The organism is Pseudomonas sp. GG8, from assembly GCF_052976945.1.
On the sequence record NZ_JBRIIP010000001.1, the window covers coordinates 3402501 to 3420513 of the forward strand.

The 18013-nt window shown below is 51.6% G+C and carries 12 protein-coding genes, 1 rRNA gene and 1 pseudogene (1 of these 14 running past the window's edge); 6 read left to right on the top strand and 8 right to left on the bottom strand.

What is annotated here, in order from left to right:
* The 3 genes and pseudogenes from ACVBEG_RS16465 to ACVBEG_RS16475 form a co-directional block, all read right to left on the bottom strand.
* A 16S ribosomal RNA gene (locus ACVBEG_RS16465) occupies positions 1-660 on the bottom strand; it reaches 879 nt to the left of the window's first position.
* A 682-nt stretch (positions 661-1342) separates the two neighbouring features.
* Positions 1343-1672 (bottom strand): hypothetical protein, encoded by a 330-nt coding sequence (locus tag ACVBEG_RS16470; protein ID WP_322178524.1) that lies wholly within the window; start codon positions 1670-1672, stop codon positions 1343-1345.
* A 479-nt stretch (positions 1673-2151) separates the two neighbouring features.
* Positions 2152-2385: pseudogene (locus ACVBEG_RS16475) on the bottom strand (IS3 family transposase); the annotation flags it as partial.
* A gap of 105 nt (positions 2386-2490) precedes the next feature.
* On the opposite strand from ACVBEG_RS16475, the gene ACVBEG_RS16480 reads away from it, so the two are divergent.
* Positions 2491-2895, top strand: a complete 405-nt coding sequence (locus ACVBEG_RS16480; protein ID WP_447108060.1) for a hypothetical protein — start codon at positions 2491-2493, stop codon at positions 2893-2895.
* Between the two features lie 648 nt (positions 2896-3543).
* Here the strand turns inward: ACVBEG_RS16480 and gapS6b are convergent.
* The 3 genes from gapS6b to ACVBEG_RS16495 form a co-directional block, all read right to left on the bottom strand.
* Positions 3544-6894, bottom strand: coding sequence for a GapS6b family protein (gene gapS6b / locus ACVBEG_RS16485; protein WP_447108061.1), 3351 nt, complete (start codon positions 6892-6894; stop codon positions 3544-3546).
* A 19-nt stretch (positions 6895-6913) separates the two neighbouring features.
* Positions 6914-7255: a GapS6a family protein gene (gene gapS6a, locus ACVBEG_RS16490; protein WP_447108062.1), complete on the bottom strand. Its 342-nt coding sequence runs from the start codon at positions 7253-7255 to the stop codon at positions 6914-6916.
* A 61-nt stretch (positions 7256-7316) separates the two neighbouring features.
* Positions 7317-7739: a YobI family P-loop NTPase gene (locus ACVBEG_RS16495; protein ID WP_447108063.1), complete on the bottom strand. Its 423-nt coding sequence runs from the start codon at positions 7737-7739 to the stop codon at positions 7317-7319.
* Positions 7740-8081: 342 nt separating this feature from the next.
* On the opposite strand from ACVBEG_RS16495, the gene ACVBEG_RS16500 reads away from it, so the two are divergent.
* The 5 genes from ACVBEG_RS16500 (at position 8082) to ACVBEG_RS16520 (ending at position 15360) form a co-directional block, all read left to right on the top strand.
* Positions 8082-8291: a hypothetical protein gene (locus ACVBEG_RS16500; protein WP_447108064.1), complete on the top strand. Its 210-nt coding sequence runs from the start codon at positions 8082-8084 to the stop codon at positions 8289-8291.
* Between the two features lie 347 nt (positions 8292-8638).
* A complete protein-coding gene (locus ACVBEG_RS16505; RefSeq protein WP_447108065.1) occupies positions 8639-9325 on the top strand; it encodes a TetR/AcrR family transcriptional regulator in 687 nt (228 codons plus the stop codon).
* A gap of 493 nt (positions 9326-9818) precedes the next feature.
* Positions 9819-11264: a tyrosine-type recombinase/integrase gene (locus tag ACVBEG_RS16510; protein ID WP_447108066.1), complete on the top strand. Its 1446-nt coding sequence runs from the start codon at positions 9819-9821 to the stop codon at positions 11262-11264.
* On the top strand, positions 11261-14656 hold the full coding sequence (locus ACVBEG_RS16515; protein ID WP_447108067.1) for a hypothetical protein: 3396 nt from the start codon (positions 11261-11263) through the stop codon (positions 14654-14656). The genes ACVBEG_RS16510 and ACVBEG_RS16515 overlap by 4 nt, the downstream gene beginning before the upstream one ends.
* 14 nt (positions 14657-14670) lie before the next feature.
* Complete coding sequence (locus ACVBEG_RS16520; protein WP_447108068.1) at positions 14671-15360, top strand: hypothetical protein; 690 nt, start codon at positions 14671-14673, stop codon at positions 15358-15360.
* A 640-nt stretch (positions 15361-16000) separates the two neighbouring features.
* Here the strand turns inward: ACVBEG_RS16520 and ACVBEG_RS16525 are convergent.
* Together ACVBEG_RS16525 and ACVBEG_RS16530 are read right to left on the bottom strand one after the other, a co-directional pair.
* A complete protein-coding gene (locus tag ACVBEG_RS16525; RefSeq protein WP_447108069.1) occupies positions 16001-16411 on the bottom strand; it encodes a hypothetical protein in 411 nt (136 codons plus the stop codon).
* Positions 16412-16677: 266 nt separating this feature from the next.
* Positions 16678-17721, bottom strand: coding sequence for a hypothetical protein (locus ACVBEG_RS16530; RefSeq protein ID WP_447108070.1), 1044 nt, complete (start codon positions 17719-17721; stop codon positions 16678-16680).
* Between the last annotated feature and the right edge of the window lie 292 nt (positions 17722-18013).

Sequence of the window (18013 nt, forward strand, 5' to 3'; positions counted from 1 at the left end):
CTACCATACTCTAGCTCGACAGTTTTGAATGCAGTTCCCAGGTTGAGCCCGGGGATTTCACATCCAACTTAACGAACCACCTACGCGCGCTTTACGCCCAGTAATTCCGATTAACGCTTGCACCCTCTGTATTACCGCGGCTGCTGGCACAGAGTTAGCCGGTGCTTATTCTGTCGGTAACGTCAAAACACTAACGTATTAGGTTAATGCCCTTCCTCCCAACTTAAAGTGCTTTACAATCCGAAGACCTTCTTCACACACGCGGCATGGCTGGATCAGGCTTTCGCCCATTGTCCAATATTCCCCACTGCTGCCTCCCGTAGGAGTCTGGACCGTGTCTCAGTTCCAGTGTGACTGATCATCCTCTCAGACCAGTTACGGATCGTAGCCTTGGTGAGCCATTACCTCACCAACTAGCTAATCCGACCTAGGCTCATCTGATAGCGCAAGGCCCGAAGGTCCCCTGCTTTCTCCCGTAGGACGTATGCGGTATTAGCGTCCGTTTCCGAACGTTATCCCCCACTACCAGGCAGATTCCTAGGTATTACTCACCCGTCCGCCGCTCGCCACCAGGTACAAGTACCCGTGCTGCCGCTCGACTTGCATGTGTTAGGCCTGCCGCCAGCGTTCAATCTGAGCCATGATCAAACTCTTCAGTTCAAACATCTTTGGGTTTTGACAAAACCCTAAACTTAGCTCAGCAATCGTTGGTTACATCTTTGATTTCTCGCGGAGTAACTTGTGATGCTGATAATCAGTTGACTTCAGTCTTACAACACAAGCACCCACACGAATTGCTTGATTCAGTTGTTAAAGAGCGGGTGGTTGAGATCTTTCGTCTCAGCCGAGGCGCGCATTCTACAGCAGCCCTTGTTGCTGTCAAGCGGTTATTTTAACAAGTTTCAAAGTTTCCTTTGCAACTTCAACCACTTGCGCTTCGATCAACTTCACGTCTCTCGTTAGCGGGAGGCGAATTCTACAGGATTAAAATCAGCGGTCAACCACCTTTCCCATTTTTTTCTACACAGATACAACATATTAGGATGACGCTATCAGAAGCCCTTCCCCACGCTATCAAGCACACCCAGCAGTACCTCCCTGACAAGCATCATTACGAAGCGCATACCTGCATCAAGGCAGTCTGCATGCCGCAGACAACATCCTGCGGTGATTGAACTGGCGGACGATGCGGCAGAACTGCATGACAAGGCCTTTCAACGATTACCGGGGGCGGCCTCCAGAACGTGTACATATAAAGAGTACCAGTGACTCTCGCTACAGATGACAGGCCTGAGCGTCCTCCCCGCTCCTCGCACCACACGAATGACTAGAGGACGCCCCGTTACTGAACGTCTTTCAAGTAGTCCTTGAGCGCAGCCAACGGGGCATCAAGCGCGCCCATCGTCTCGGCGCAACTAAAGCAAGCTGTCAGCTTTTGAAGCTCGCGCCCTAGCGGCGTGGCGGTGCCGCCTAAAGCTTTCAATGCCAACCCCAGACACTCATCGATTTTAAGCCGGATAGCTTCGATATCACCTTTGCACACAAGCAAGCCGAACTCGTCCCTCTGATACCCACTCATTATCGTGTCTTGACGCAAAATCGGACTATCCCCTTCCTTCTCGTAAGCCAGCTTGAGGGAGAAAAGGGCGACCGTTTCCAGTGACAACTCCATAACGCGAATCCTTGTAATGTCTTACCGGACCTGGGCAGGTTTGGGCAGGCAGTCTGCAGCCTGCTTGAGGGCAAGCTAATTCACGAGTTAATACATCGACAAAGAGGACGGGGCACCTCACTGACCGCAGACGCCTGCTCGGAAATCTCACGCACGTTGAGCGCGCTCCGAGCGATCTCATCGGAGACTGCACTACGGATCAGAGACCACGGATGAGCTAGCACTCACGCAGCGCGCGGGAAAAACACAAAACGCAGAATGCAAAAAGGCCCCGGAATACGGGGCCTTTAGGTACAAATATGGCGGAGGCGATGGGATTCGAACCCTTATCTAAGGTAGCCCCCCTATTTCTCGCTTGGGCGGCTCGTTCAACCCTTCCTCACTCCGCTTGAAGCATAACAAATTCGGGCCTTTTATCAAACTCTCGAACGCCTCCTAAGCATGCAACCAGTTGCACACTTGGGAGCGAATTGTAGTGGTCAACTAATCCCGGACACGACGTTAAGTTTTTCTTCGGCCCGCGCTGGCGCCAGCCCACCGTTGAATTGATGGGGTCGAATCCAGCTGTACCGATGCATCAAGAAAAGGCTGATATCACGCTGGGCTTCTTGGGCGGTTCTGTAACCCAGAGTCGGTATCCATTCGGTTTTCAAACTGCGGAACTGAGAGCCCCAGCAATTTCCCCGGCGACTCATGCTCTGGCGTATTCGATAGCCTCGTCGCAAGGAACCAGTGTTACTGCCTGATACGAATATCCGGTTGAGCTGGCGAGGATCTAGGCATTGAATACACGCACCATCATCAACCGGACATGCCCCATGACCAACCGCATAAAAGCTTTCGGGCACGCCCTGCACAATCCTAACTGTCGGGAGCAGGTGCTTATCGGGTATCTGCTCGTAGTAATGTGCATAGCCGCTGTCTGCCAAACGCCGCAAATCATCGAGCCTTTTGTCGCTTTAGGAATGCCTACAAACCTCGCTTTCATTTTGGTGATCGTACTCGGAGCCCCCCTACTGTCTTGGCCGTTTCGCAACCTGCGCAGATTACATCTCAAGCTGCGGGGCAAGACCCTGATGACCGATGAAGGTTACGAGGGTATGGAAAGGCTCGGCAGACGATTAGCTTTTGCAGCGGGTGTGGGGTGGACTTACTTGAAGCAGAATGGAGTGCATGTCTTAGGCCTGGTATCTATGCTGCTAGCTGCATGGCTTGCTAACTAAGAAATCACATAGGTACGGGCACTGGGGTGAGCTGTCAAGGCCTACTGCCATCGCCTGCGGTGACTGGCTCCTAGAGCAAGGGCCTGGAATTCCACTGAGTGATCATCATGGTCGTTGAGCAACGATCTCTGCACAGATGCAAGAGCAGCGACCGCCCCGAGGCCGGTTCAAAACACAGCGCCTAGGTTCCTCATCGAACAGCCACGGGCTTTCATCTGCATTTCCCCAATCGCCATGCTCATTCCGGCAATGGATGGTACTCAAACCGCGTATCACTGACTCGCCGAAGGGTGCCTTGTATACTGGGATTACGGGCCTGTAATTCCGCCAGCGAGTTTTCAATGTAACGTCGAACGCAGTCGAAGCTGTTATGCCCAAACTGGTCTTTATCAATCTTACGCAACCTCAGGTTGCTAGATCGAACCTGGTCGAAAGTCGCTGCGCCAGCCGAGAAAGCGTCCGTAACATCAGGTTGTGTGGCAGACGCCGGATGCACAGACAATGAGAACTGATGGCTACGAGATGGCTGCTGAATAAGCGCTCGGATTTGACGCACCACATCGGTGTACGAAGCGTTGCGCGTTTTACCCGTCGCGGGACGGTGCGTCACCAAACGCCGACAGACCTCCCTGTAATCACCCGATGAAATTACTGCCCCACGTCGGCACCAGCCTGCCCCACGCCCGAGCGCTGCTTCACTAGTGACTGAAGATTCATCCTAATGCCTTTGACGTCCATGAAATGCCCCTCAGCAAAACCAACGAAGTGAGCGCAGAGAAACTCAGTGAATCGCTGGTTGGGGCCACTTTTCAATGCCATATACATCATTGCCACCGCCAGTCTGGACTCAATAGTGCCTGGGTTACCGGAGTCCAGGTAAAGACTTATGCCATGATTGAAAGCGTGGGCGCTAAAGGGCGTCCAAGGGGTGTAGAGTGGCCGTAGTGCATCAGGGCTCCTCCCTGACTGAAACCAGCTTTTGAGATTTACAACGATGGTATCAAGCAAGAAGAGCTGTCTTTCGTCTCCCGCAAAAATATGGCGACCTTGATTCTGAATGATCTTGAACAGAATAAATCCTGCCAGCGCGTTTGGGGTGGCGGCCAGATAATGGATGTCACTGAAAGTGAGCGGTAACGGAAGAGCGCCGAGGGCGTAGAGCAAAAAACCATGCCGTTTGTGCTCAAAATCGAACGGTGAACTGGCCATCGCCCGCACTATGATAGCTTGGACATTTGCCGTCTCATGCCCGCTGGAGTGGTGAAGCGAAGCAAACGCCCCATCCATACAGAACCATGGCACCTTATTGGCCACTGACAGCTGCATTGCGTCGTAAACAGTAAGATCAACACCCTCTTTGACCGAATACAAATCAAGTAAGGCGTCATGCACAACCGGATGGACAACAACAGCAGTGCCTAGGATCAGGCGCAGCGCCTTGAGCGTATGTCCGTCACGAGCCCGGAGATCTGACGCAGTCGTCCGAGAGAGATTGCCACTGGACGTCAGGCCCAGCAGCATGAAGCTCTCGTCAGAAATTTCCGCAAGAAACAGGGTGAGCGCCTCCTTGGTAGCCGCTGGCAGGACAAAAGACATCCCTATATCCAGTAACCGCTGTGCAAGATCTGTGACTGCCAGATAGCCAATACCGTAGGCGTCGAGCACAACGGAACTCGGCTGCGCATCGCCCAGAGCGAAGAGCGGCGATTTGGGGAAGTTCACGTCAGTCCAGCAATTGAGTGCGCCCTTAAAGGCGCTGTCCGGATACAGAGCATGCCCCCGCATGGACAGCGGTATGGCGTAAACCATGCCTAGCTGCGCACGCGTCTCGGCGCTTTGATTTAGCTTTTTTTCCAAGTACGGTATCAATTGCGCTTTGTCGGATGGCATCTGCAACATCGCGAAGCAATCACTGCCGTCATTGTGGTCATGCCTAAGCCTAAGAGCGATTCGCACGCATGCGACATAGGGCGCCAAATGCTCCTTAACCTTATAGCTCGTCATACCCAAATCGGCGCTTTCATCAATAGGCAACCTCAGAAGCAACTTCGCCAATTGGCTGGAGGCCTTCAGGGTGCACTCGCTCGAACCATGCTGGTCATCGACAATCAGCCTGATCATCGTGCTTGCGTCCTGCTCGAATTGAATGGCCGCCGTGCATTGCTCCAAAGTGAGCGAAACGTCGAACTGATACTGGCGACCACTGCTCAGCCCAAAATGGAAGTTCACGAGCTCAATCGCATGTCCTCTCGGGTCTTGGATAAACCATTCCACCCACCGCGACTCTGCGCGCTTGAAATTTCCCGATCTGGTCAGGAAATAGAGAATGGCCACCACTTCCGACGAAGGGTTTTGCAGCAGTGAGTCTGGAATCCGCCGCTGAAACTCTCGCTGCTCTGCCTCACTTAGATAGCGGTCACGTAGAAAGCAGCCTCGGTACCAACAATGCGGTACCTCCGGTGCCTGTAAAATCATCTGATCACTGATCTTGATGGCCGCGTCAATCTCCCCCATTCGCTCTGCTTTCAGTGACTGGAAGCTCATCAGCGTGAGGGAAGTCTCTGCTCCCACGACCCGGCTAACGACCTCATCAAAGGTCTTGTACTGCTGGGTTTCCAAGAGGAACTTCAGGTGTTCCAGGACGAAGGGTGATGGCCACAGTGCGTGATCAGGTACCAGCCGCGTAGTGATGCTAAGCGCCTTGTGCGGCAGCTTTGCAGAGAACAGTTTCTCCGCCAATTCAAACGCCCGCTCAGCCGCAATATTTTGGATGTCGTCCGCCCACTCGATCACGAAGGCGTCGACCTCCTCAGCCAATTGATTTCGCTGAACGAGATCCTCGGGCTGCTCAGCACCCCGGAACGAAGAAGCAAAAAGCCTTATAAAGGCCACCTCCATCGCCGATGTATCGTCAATCAATGTCTCCAGGGATAACCACTCGCTGATCTCGCCGGGAGTCGCAAGGTGGATGAAAGGAATCACTTCTTCGAGCGAGCTTTTGCTCGATGTCAGAAAATTGCGGCACCAAGCAGTTCGCTTCTTCGGGCTTTCCTTGGCAGCGCAGAGGTCACGCTGCCGCTGGGTAAGATCCGTATCATCTCCTGCAATGGCTTTGAATCTGGCAGCCGTTTTGGAGTGATTGGGCCCTAGATACAACAGATATTTCTTCAGCGTCTCGTACAGAGCGGGCGGTGCCAAGCCCTGATAGGTCTCGAAAATAGGACATGCCATGTTATAGAGGCGTAGATCAGTACCATGCGAGAGCTCAAGAAGCCTAACAACCTGAGCGGCGAGTTCATCCAAGCGCTGTTTAACCTCCGGCAAGTTCAGCCAGAAGTGTGGCTGAGCCAGATCCGGATTGATTTCACAGGCATTTGCCATTACCTGAAGCACCTTGGCATTGTCGGACTCGAAATCCTCGTTCAGCCGCTTGGCCATAAGGACTGCTCGGCCCGTCAGCTCCAAGCGAAGAGCCCCTTCAACAACGCCAGTCAGTTCTCCTTCTGAAAGAATGAATTGCCTCCCAGCCGCCTCAATTTCGCCCTGATCTGCATAGGAACGCAGGAAAGTTTCTCTGGCATACAGTCCTGGGGCAGGCTCTGCGAGGTAATGCTCTTTCGCTGCTTCTTCGCGCTCGGTGTTGCGGGACAGGCGCAAGAGTGCAGCCAAACAAACGTCTTTGATGATGTCGTTCTGAGCGGACGCGGTGATCTTTGAAACCGTTCCCCAGGCGGCGCTGTGATCTTCAGCCTCGACGAGTCCGCCGTAGATGGAGATAACCTCAACCAATGCAGCAGCTTCAGGATCTCTCTGCGCTATCGATTTCAGCACGGCCATCTGGATCTTGGCCTTAGCACGATCATTTTTGCGCAGGCTCTCGAAAACCATCTCCATGGGGACAACGAGATCGGCCGGGGCCAACGACTTGATCTCGACGTAGATCTTGTCACGTCCGACGTTATCCCCGCTGCCGCTGTGATGCTGGTCGACAGAGCTCAAGCGCGCTACCTCGGATGGGTTACTGAATGATTTTGTTGCCAGCAACATTATCACCGCCGCCAGTATGGGTTTGCGTGACGTTGGTGATCGTGGATGGCGCAACCAAGACTGCCTGCGCATTGATGTCACGAATCAAGCGGGTGATTTCGGGCGATTGCTCAAGACGTCGAGTAATGGCCACCTCACTCATCTCGTCGCTGATCCCAAGCCTAGTCAGCTCTGAAGCTACCGCGTCAGCGACAATCTCGTCTTTGAGCCATTGACCCAAGCGCTCCTTAAGTCCTTGCGCGCTGATTTTGACTCCTGCTTTGAAGATGTCATAAGCCGAGCTCGCGATGATTCCAGCGGTGATGAAGTCCATGTTGGACACTCCTTCGAATGGGATAAGTACAGGCCTATCCGATTAACTAGACCAGGGTCAGCTATGGCCTGTTCGATATCAGGGCGTGGCAAGCCGGCAGTAGGTGCCTGGCCATCCTGCTGCGCTGAATCCAAAACTCCGGAGCGGCTGTCGGCTCAGCTTTACTGAAGGTGGCTAGAGAGACAAGCGCATACGGGAACTCTGGATGACGATCAAAAAACGTCTTGATAACGCTGCTCTTATCTGCGCCATATCCACCAGCGATTGCGATGTTGAGGATTTCCTCACTGCCGAGCATGTCCACCAGTTCGCGCTCGTAACGGGTGAACCGACCGTCCTCAAGCAACGCTGGGGTCAACTGTTCAAATGACCCTTCTTTCTCCCGCTGTGATCGCACGGCTTTGAAAGCCTTCCGAGCAGCAGAAAGCCCGACAGTGAGTGCGAGCCAATCCCGCCTAAAAGTCCCTTTAATGCCTTCAAACATCTATCTTGATCCTGACTTCTGGCCATCCATGCTGTCCGACTAGACAAGCATCCGCCATGCTAATACGTGCGAAGACACTATGAATCCAAGCGCGCCGCTGCGTAGCGGCTATATGCCACAGATTGCCTCAAACTGCTACTGTGAACGAAGAATAGAAGACCGCTCCAGCTGGGGCTGAATGAATATCATCGTCGCCTAGCATTAACTCCAGAGGAGCCTCGAAGCCCTCACAATGAATTGAAGCCTAACCACCGTTTTCGCAATACTGCCACGCACGACGGGCCTTACGATTTCAACTGTTCTCAAAAAACACTTCCAGAATCAGGTATCCCGAGGTTCCAGATGCAAAACAGCTATACCATCATCGAGCATCGTCATCGGTTCGCCCTTTGGGCTGCAGGCAGAGCTTATTCCAGGCAAGGGCCTGGTCACACGATGGACGTAGCCAAAAAACTTTTGCGCGAGTCGGGCGTAGACAGAATCTCGACCCCAGATGACCTGCCACCCAGTGAAGAAATGGATGCGTTTCTCGATGGAGATTTCAGAAAGTGATTACGCTAGCATCGGGGATGACATACACACACCTACGGGAGGACAAACCAACGGAAAAACCACTCTGAAGTCCGCAGCCTTCAATGCTCGTACGGCCGAGGGCAGAAACTTGTGAACGTATATTTGAAATCAAAGCTCGTGTGCGCGGGCAACGGTTATGAAGACGCCATCGAGGCCCTGCACCCGCCCCTTGATCGGCAACTTATCGAAGCGATTTGACCTTTTGTGCTAGTAAACAGGTAGTACCTGTTGATTGCTTGCCATGACCCCCAGCACGTATCATCGCGGCCCTACCAACCGGATGCTCTACACTAGGGCATGCAAGACAGTCCTGAATAGTCACCTCTATGAAAAACCCTCGCTCTGACCCGCATACCGTGATCTCAAAGGTCATCCGTGCCACATCGGATATCATTACAGAAAATGGGATAGGTTCGGCGACCGTACGCGCCATTTGCAAAAGAGCTGGAGTTCTGCCTCCGCAAATTTATCGGCAACTGGGAAACATCGCCGAAGTACTAGATATCGTAGTGATATACCAATGGCAAATGCATATTCTGACTCAGAGTGAAGCTAACAGCTCTGTATCTAACCTTCACAACGCGATCGACACTCTGATTGCCTTTGGGTTGGAGAACTCTGGGTTGTACCTGCATGCTAGCACGCCCCGAGACGGCGTCGTTTCAGAGCTTTGGGGCGTGCAGCAAGTGTATCTAATGGAGCGAGTACGGGCCGTAGCGCTGACTGGGCGCCTGCGAGTGAGCGAGGAGCAAGCAGTTGACCTTATCCAGCCTTTTTGTACCGGTATGATTTTTACTTGCCTTCATGAAACCAGTCGCTTTTCCGATGTCAGCTGGCTTTCCCTCCAGGTATTACGTCCTCTGCTTCGAGGTGAGGAACCTGACACGGATGCCAATCAAAACGCCCCGGCATTCGCATCGGGGTTGAAGGCCAACCTCGTAGGGGTATCTGTGCTCAGCCCCGGAGAGCAGGCTCTTCTAAGAGAGCTCTTGCAGCGGATCGCATCGTCCTGAGGGTGAGATGGCGTCCCGAGGACTTATAAGGACAACGCATTGGGAACTATGTGCTAACCCCAAAAGCATCCTGCCAGCCCACGGTAGGTCTAAGGGTGAGAATCACACGCCCCCCCCTGCTACACCCTCTAAATGAGAGTTAGCAACGTCCGGTGCCGAAGCGTTTAGGCAAAAAAATATTTATTTTTTACCATATTGACAAATCAGTTACTACCTGTCGCCACCCTGATTATTTGTTATTCAGCAGCGCTGAATCAATATACGTCATAATCGAGTTCCTAGTAAAAATCCGCCGCTCGCAACGAATAATGCGGCGCGCCACACAATTAACGCACAGCCGTCAACGATAACGCCGTTAATTAAAAACAATAACTACGATAACAGATATAGAAAGCAGACTTTAATTCACGACAAAGCATGCATTAGCACGCAGTTGCACACCTGCATTCTCTCGTGCAAGTATTTGGCTACCCCAGCAGTATCGGAAGCCGTTATGAAACTTCGCTCGCTCGAAAAAGAGATAGCCCTACCCTCACCACTCATACTTATTCCCATTGTTCGAAACGGGAGAGAGAGCTTTAGACTTGTCTCCAACGATAAAATCCAAGATGAGTTTTTTGACAGCTGGTCTCATCAGCTAAGCAAGAAAAAATCGAAAAGAACCACGAAAAGCTACTCCCAATACAACAAAGTATTCCTTGAGTATATCCAAGAGATCGCCTATCACGAGAAAGGGCTGACCCCCGTTGCTCTCATACAGGCCGTTGAGAACTACGAGAGCTTTTTGGTGTTCGGCACATCCAGCGACATTCCAATTGTGCGGAAAGTGGCGCGAGTATTGGGGGATCGAAATCTCTCAGGTAGTTCAGTAGGTGTAGCGTTGGCAGCACTTAACAGTTTCGTCGACGCAAGCGAACGCCTTCGCTTGGGTCTAATGGAGCTGGAAGGCCTAGGTTATATCGCGTCTAAATCGTTGTCTGGATTCTCCTTGGCCCAAACCGTGAGAGTCGAGTCGCCAAAAAGTGTCCGCGCAGCAATAAAGAGGAACAGCTGGCTTGCCGGATGCTTGGCCGGTGGTGCACGCAGGGTTAAGCGCAAAGGTCTTTCCGCCATATCCAAGACATCGTCACTGGCTCATACAGACATGTATGGGGGCGACGAATTCGCCTTCCCTATCGACAAATGCATGGAGCTTATCCACAGCGCAACCTGTAGCCGAGACAAAATGCTATGGAGTTTGCTCGCCGCTTCAGGAGCTCGCATTTCAGAAGTCATGACCATGCTTGACGTGGACATCAAGCCCGAAATGGAATCAGACTTTAATCGTGTTCTGATCATCGATCCGGACACTCGACGCACTGTGCTAATAAAATATCTAACTGAGAGCGAGATTAACTCACTCCCACATAAAGGCCGGGCGCATTCTGAAACCTTCCTGATCGAACCATTCGCGTCTATGTTCTGGATTGCACTTGAAGAATACAAAGCTGAGCTGCGCGGACAGCATTATCTCGCCCCCGTTACACATGGTTTCCTGCTGCGAAATTTGAAAAACGGCAATCCGATGCATAAAAGCTACCAGACGCTTTATGAGCGCTTCAATGAGGCTGCACGCCGTGTAAGCGGCAGAGCATACGGGTTCCATAGTCTGCGACACATGTATGGATATTATCTGCTTAACCATTGCCCGAATCCCAATCCGCACAGTACTCGGAAATTCGGATTGGACTTGGAGACCGTCCAGAAGCTGATGGGTCACAAGCTCAGTAAAACCACTAAACGCTATGCTCGCCAAGATGCCCATTTACTTCAGGCAACCTTGGCAGCCGCAAATCTTGCCCGCATTTCTGGCGGCCCAAAAACTGTGATTGAAGCGCGAATTGCGTTTCATCAACAAGAAATCAAACAGCTTCAGCAGCTCGCCCTGGAGGCCGCATGATAAATACATCCCATACCGATCCCATCTGGCTTATAAAGAAGAAAAAAGTAGGAGCAGCTTTCGACATGGCAATGATCGACGTGAGGCACCGTTTCTGGAAATCACACCAGAACACTAGCGGCGGCCGGCAGCGTGAAACCCTGGACGCTCTTAACAACCTCGGCCCTCGCCCCTTTTCCGCATTGCACAGACTGCAGATAGAACAACTACTCACTTGTTGCTTTTCCGCGAACGGCCAGAGAGAGGCCATCATCCAGGAAATCATTCCAAACTTCCCCGAAGCCCGCATTCCCCAATTTTGCTCGATGTTGAAACTCGCTTTTATGCGCCTATGGATAGAGAAGCAGGTGATTCTTCCGCTTGCATGGTCGTGCCCGATACACTGCGACGACATTCTAGACGAAGTTATCGAGGAACAAGCGAAGCTCTCAAAGTGCGACCTACTGTTTAAGGTCAGAGCTATAAACCCAGTCTCATCGCTTGGCTACACCGGTGCCATGACTGAGAAAAATCGAAGCCTGCGGGCGACCGGCTGGCTTAGGCTAGTGCTGGCATCAAACGTGACGAGCACCAATAACTTTACCATTGAAACTGCCAGAGACCTGAAGCTTAGAAGCTTTGGCTCGAAATCCGAGCTCGCTCGGTATTACACTGATGACTTCTCCCTTTTTATCGCAGACGCCTCTAATGACCCATCGCTTCGAGCTGACATTGACAAGGTTCTTGCAGAGAGTCGTGCGCAAATGGTGCAACTGCGCAAATTAAAAGAACCAGCTATCCAGAAGAAAAGAGTATCTAAATCCCGTGAAAAAATGATTACCATCACGCGTGAATTTTTAGATGGCAACTCCACCAGCATCGTAAGCTTCGCGAATATATTCAGCGAGTCACGGGACATGAATACCGCATTCAGGATCGACACTGATGATGAGTTACCCGGTGGACTTGAGCTTATGCCAGAAAAAGTTGTTAACTTCTGTAAGATGTTAACAATCACCTACCAGGGTTATTTAAAATCGAGACGCTTGGAGCGGGTGAAGAATCAACAGTCATCGCTCTACTTCCTGATCGCATATTGCGGGCCGTATCTATATAAGTTCTTCATGACCCGAGATGGGAACCTCGACCAATACCCCACCACGTTCAACGAATTTACCTGCGCACTCTATGTCACTGCAGACCACGACCTGTTGAAAGATTTGGCCGTTTTTGAACAGGATCCGCCGGAGACACTTCTTTATCTAATCGAAACCCTTGCCGACTTGAACCAGTGGACGCCTGATACGCACTATCAAAAAGTCTATCCTTTAGAAGCTTTTATTGATTTCGTTGTCTCCCAGGCGGACTTGATCCCTGACGCTGACAAAATGCGTAATAGCTTCTCCCCAGATTGTTATCCAAAGTTACGCAAACGATGGGGCACAATTAAAAAGCCTATTCCACGAGTCTACTTTTCAACCTTTGTGAGCATGCTTGATTCGCTTGAATATCTGACCATGCACCTGAACGAGATGGCTGACGGAACCATGAACGGCGTGGTTGCAGGTGTCTTGAAGTGTCCAAATATCAGCGAACTTATCCACAGTTCCGACTGGGCAGGCTTATGGGGTTATGAAGGCATGAGCTGTGCCTGCCTGGATTTCTCTGCCTTGAACTACACACCTATTTTCTACTATGGGGGTAAACCGAGGCCATTCGAATACATCCCGCGATTCTATCGAATCTCCGAAATGCACATTGGGGGCAACTTGGAGCCACGGATCATCATGAACGACATTCGGGTAACACAGCTTATGTGCGAAACCGGAATCCGGCAGCAGCACCTGCTCTGGTTAGACTTAGATCGCTATGCATCCTACATAGACCGCTCAGTCAGCAGGCCACTTGCCCCATTACTTGTCAGCAGCGATAAAGCCCATGGAGAATGGACAGCCATCGTGTCGAACAAGGTCATAGCACTACTGGATAGGCAAAGTGCGTGGTACCGCCGCTGCACCTTGCCTGACTATCGGCAAAAGATTTGGTATAACCTCACTAGTGGCTCGCAGTTTGGACAGTTCAAGCCCCTCTTCAGGCTCCCGCTTAGACCGAACGGTTGGTCAAACTACGACTCCTACAGGATGCTGTTGCTGTGCCTACAGTACTTCATCAAGGAGGAGTGCAACGACCATAAAGTGCCTGATATTGTCTGGAGAAAATCGCCAGCCGCTGAGCGAAATGACGAAACCCCTTTCTATATTACTGATCACACAATTACCGCGCTCGCTTCAATTCCTGCAAGTGCGCTGACTAGTGATTATACCCCTCATGGTTTGCGCGCAGGGTTTGTCTCGGAAGCCATCAAATTTCTTCCGCCTAGCATCGTCGGCCAGTGGTTGACCGGGCAGACTGAGCCGTTGGTCTCCTACTACTCTGTTTTCGACGAAAGTGATCTGGGCATGACCCACCAACAGATGCTGTGTATGGCGCTTGTGAGCAATCAGGACAGGCTAACCGCTGGTGACTTTCCTGACTTGGCAGAAGCCATATCAAGGATCAATCGTACGCTGCATGATGACATTGCTAAGGATCCGCATGCAGCGATTACCAAACATCGCCTCATGAGCCTGTCGAACAGTAAACGAGAGATGGACACCGGTCTGGATCGCATCATTGCCAAGGAGGTCAGCGAACTCGCCTTCAACCCCACGCACATTTGTCCGTTCGACAACATTTGTCCGCAAGAGGTGATTGATCTATTTGGTGAGTCGAATTGTTGCTCGGCTTGTCCATACGCGATTAGAGGGGTTGCTCATCTTCCCGCTGTTTCTGCCAGAAAGGATAAGTACAAGGAAATGATGGTAGGAAGCCTGAAACTGATTGATCAATACCTGAGCCGCAAACCCGGCGCGCAGGTCAGATCCGAGCTTGAGCATCTGGAACATGAAAATGACCGTTTTGCTCGTGAAGCCTGCCTTTTGGAAGCCATAGAGCATCAGCTCGTCCAGATGTACGAAAACGGCTTCGAGCAGGCGATGATGGCTAAGAATCGGGAAGAGATTATCAGGCACTATCAGAAGTTGGATTTACCCGAGGAGTCGCTACTATTGAAGCGGCTGATCGATGTTCAGAATTTTCCAGATACCAGCAGCGAAGACTTGAACATCCGGCTGTCTCACCTACGCCACGCACTGCTTATGAGGGAGGGAAATCTTTCAGCTCTTTTGGGCATCGGTGAGGACAACTCAGTGCCATTAGCGACGAAGCTTGCCCTTCAGGTTTCCACCATGGTGAAGTCAGGGGCGATTGATGTATTCGAGCTATACGCAGCCAGCACGGGTGACCACACTGCGATGAAGCGACTCGCAACCATTGCCAATGATGCGCCCAAATTGATCCATATGGTGGCCTGATGGTGGGCCGATAAATGAAAAATAAAATCGACGTGCCTCGATCAAGGAAACCTTCGACATTCGATCAGTATATTGCTGAGCGGTCTGCGCAAATCGAAAAGATCATCGAGCACACGTTACGTGTAGTCGATGCTAAGAATTACAGTAATCTTACAGATTACTGTAAGGCACTGGCGGCCATCATTTCCGAGATTCGTGCTGCGAAAGCAGGAGACCCCTCCACACCGTTTTACAACAAGGTCGTGCGCCCTTTCAGCTATGTCACACTGCTTCGTAATGAGGGCTATAGGCGTCTTGTCAGCGCAATGTTTGAGCACAGCCGAGGGACTCTTGAACAGCCTGAGGCCGTTTCCGAGAGCGCCATCCTCAAAATAGCCAGCCTCAATGCTCAGCTCAATCTCCTAAAAGACAGGCTTAGTGGCACCAAGACAGGGACAGGTTCCAATGCGCTGGCCGATGCTGGGGCGCATGAAAATATTGCCAAGCTCCGGGAATATCTGGCTATCACCCTTCAGGTCTACACCAAGTTGCGTGGAGACTTTAAAGACATAACTAAGGTTGTCACCACACCCACTGAAAAATACACGATCACGGGTTTATATAGCTCCTACGGACTTGTCACAGAAATTGAAACGCTACAGAAGATTGATGAGGGTCGAAAATTTCTGGAATACTTATCAAAGTCTGTGGCGCCGGTCGATTGACCAATAAGCAATTGACCTCCAACAACGCGGATTGCTAGGTCTTTCATGACGTCGAGCTCAACATGCCACCCTTCTCACGAATGCCTCACCTACTCACCTCCAAAAGGCTATATGAACGAGCATCCACCCCGCCAACCCTCTCGCCCCTGGCCCCGATCGCATGGACAGGAACCCGGGGATGAAGACTCTCAATGCTCGCAGCCAGGCGATTTTGAGGTCGAAGATGTAGAGCTGATATGGTGGACGCTCGCCTCGCGAATGAGCAAAAAGGAGATTAGGGCCTGGGCGAAAAGCATCGTGAGCGGGAGCCTTGCTCGATTCGACGGATTTTTATTTGTACCGCTGAGCGATAGCAGCGGACGAGGTCGCTATCCTCGCGGAGTGGTGAAGGTACTCAGGCAGGTATTGAGACCGCTACGACTCATGCCCGGTTTTTCTGGTGAGGGCGCGCAATACATCGAACAACAGGTCTGGCACCTTTTGACCTTGGCGGCCCTGCGACGCTGCCCTCCAGACTGGCTTCCTGAGTATCTATGGGAAAGCAAACTGGGAGGCGAACTCGGCTTGTAAGCGTGCCGTTTGGGGAGACGATGACATTCACTAATGGCATGAACGTCATTGCTCCAAGAATGATGCTGAATCAGTAACGTCGATCGAAAGATGAGCTGAACCCGTACCCGCCCACAACAAGAGCAATCAATATCGGCCACAACGTGTACCACTCTGCCCACCATGCGAGTCCAGCAAATTCACTGCCATGGAGAACAGGAATCTTCTCACCCCACTCCTTGATCGCTGGCCAGAAACCTCGAAAGATCATTCCAAGCGCAATTGGCCAAGTAAGCTCCAGAGGTATAACTCCAAAACCAGCGCTGAAATAGATCACTAATAAAAATACGGCAGCAGCAACCGTCCAACCGAAAATTGCTGACCCGGCGTCAAAGGACACATGCAATGCCTCTGAAAACTGCCAGACTTCATAAGTAATAAAGGCCGCAGCAGCAAAAATAATTACCAGCCCGATTGGAATTCCGTCATTTCTACTGCGCATTGATCACCGGTTTTTTGAATTTATCGAAGCTCGGGAATGTAACTCAGCAAATTCCCCAAGAGCATCGCTCAAGACTCTACGCAATCTGCTCCTGCCAGGCTCAATGGCTGACACCAAGAAAACTCTTTTGGACTCAATAACAGCCTCCGACTGATTTTTCGGATTGCTTTTGCGGAGGTGCCTCACATCTTGAGTGAGCTCATCCATGGGACAGCATCAAAAACACGCCCTTCCCCGCCCCACTCTATTCGACCGGGGATTCAGGACTACTTGAGTTCCTCATCCTCCATATCAACCACCTGCTCAACCAGCTCACCTCGGGTGATGAGGATTTCCTTGGGCATACCTGAACGACTGGCAGAAGGCTCGTCAGAGATCAATATCGGCAGGTAGTAGATGCAACGCCCCCCGATCATCACAAAATCGAGGCCGTCTCGCTGATCAAGCTCCAGTGCAATTCGATTGGACGTCGCAATGAAGGTGACCAGGAAGCCCGAGGGTTCCGAGAAATCGTTGCAATAACGTGCGACTTGATGTAATCCAGAGGCGATCTTGCGTACCACTGAGCTTCTGGTTGAGCTCGCCGCAATGTATTTGGCATCAATAACCAGCTTACGGCCGTCACTGTTAATCAACACCAGGTCAACCTCGCCGCTAGCAGAGGCCTGCTCTACGACAAAATCGACGCCTTGTCCAAGGATGTAGTCGTAGAGGTCAATGGCAAGCCCCCGCTCACCGGTCTTCCCTTCCAATCCGTTTTCCGCATAGTCCCTCAGACGCCGATTGTAGAACCACTCGCAGCGCTGCTTGTACTTGAGCAACACTGCGTATATTGCGGAGTCGGAGTCCAGTCGCTCATCCAGATACTCAAATAAACCGTCCAGTGCTACGTTCCGAATAGCCTCGATGGAATCGTCGATGTTGTGGACTTGCTCGCGGAGCATAAAACCTGCAAGGAGACCAAGTCCTCGCTGAATCGCCCGATAATCTAATTCAGCTAACGCTGCTACCGCCTGCACGATGTGAAGGCATATGGCGGCGTGCCCCTCGAACGTCGTGGCATCATAGCTACGCGTGACTTCCTCGACTTGTTCTCGGCGCAAGATTTTAAATATCTCATCGACCTCATCGCTGGCAGTTGTCTCGATGTCCCGCAACCTACTCAGGTGCATCGAGGTAAGAGTATGAGTTTGCAACCAGCCAAGCAGCTGATGACAAGCCTCAGGAATGAGGTTGGCCGGGCAGGTCTGAGGCCAACGAAATCGACTTTTGAGCACGTAGCGGGTTCTTTGAACGAGTAGAGGATCCATCTCAGCGCTCCAGGCTCTTAAGCATACGGATGATTTTCTTCTGAGCCCTATGAACGGAGCTCATGTGATCCAAAAGATGGATAGTGCAGTAGCACCCACGACAGACGACATAGTCCCTGCGACGGATTTCACCGAGCTTCACGGTGGTATGCAAGTGGCAACGCGGGCACGGAATGGACGTCCTGATTTGATCAAGATTGGGTATGTTCACCTTGATGGAAATCGTCATCATACTCAGCACATTCCATCATCGTTCATGAAAAGCAGCTCCGACGAACAGCCTCCTTTCCCG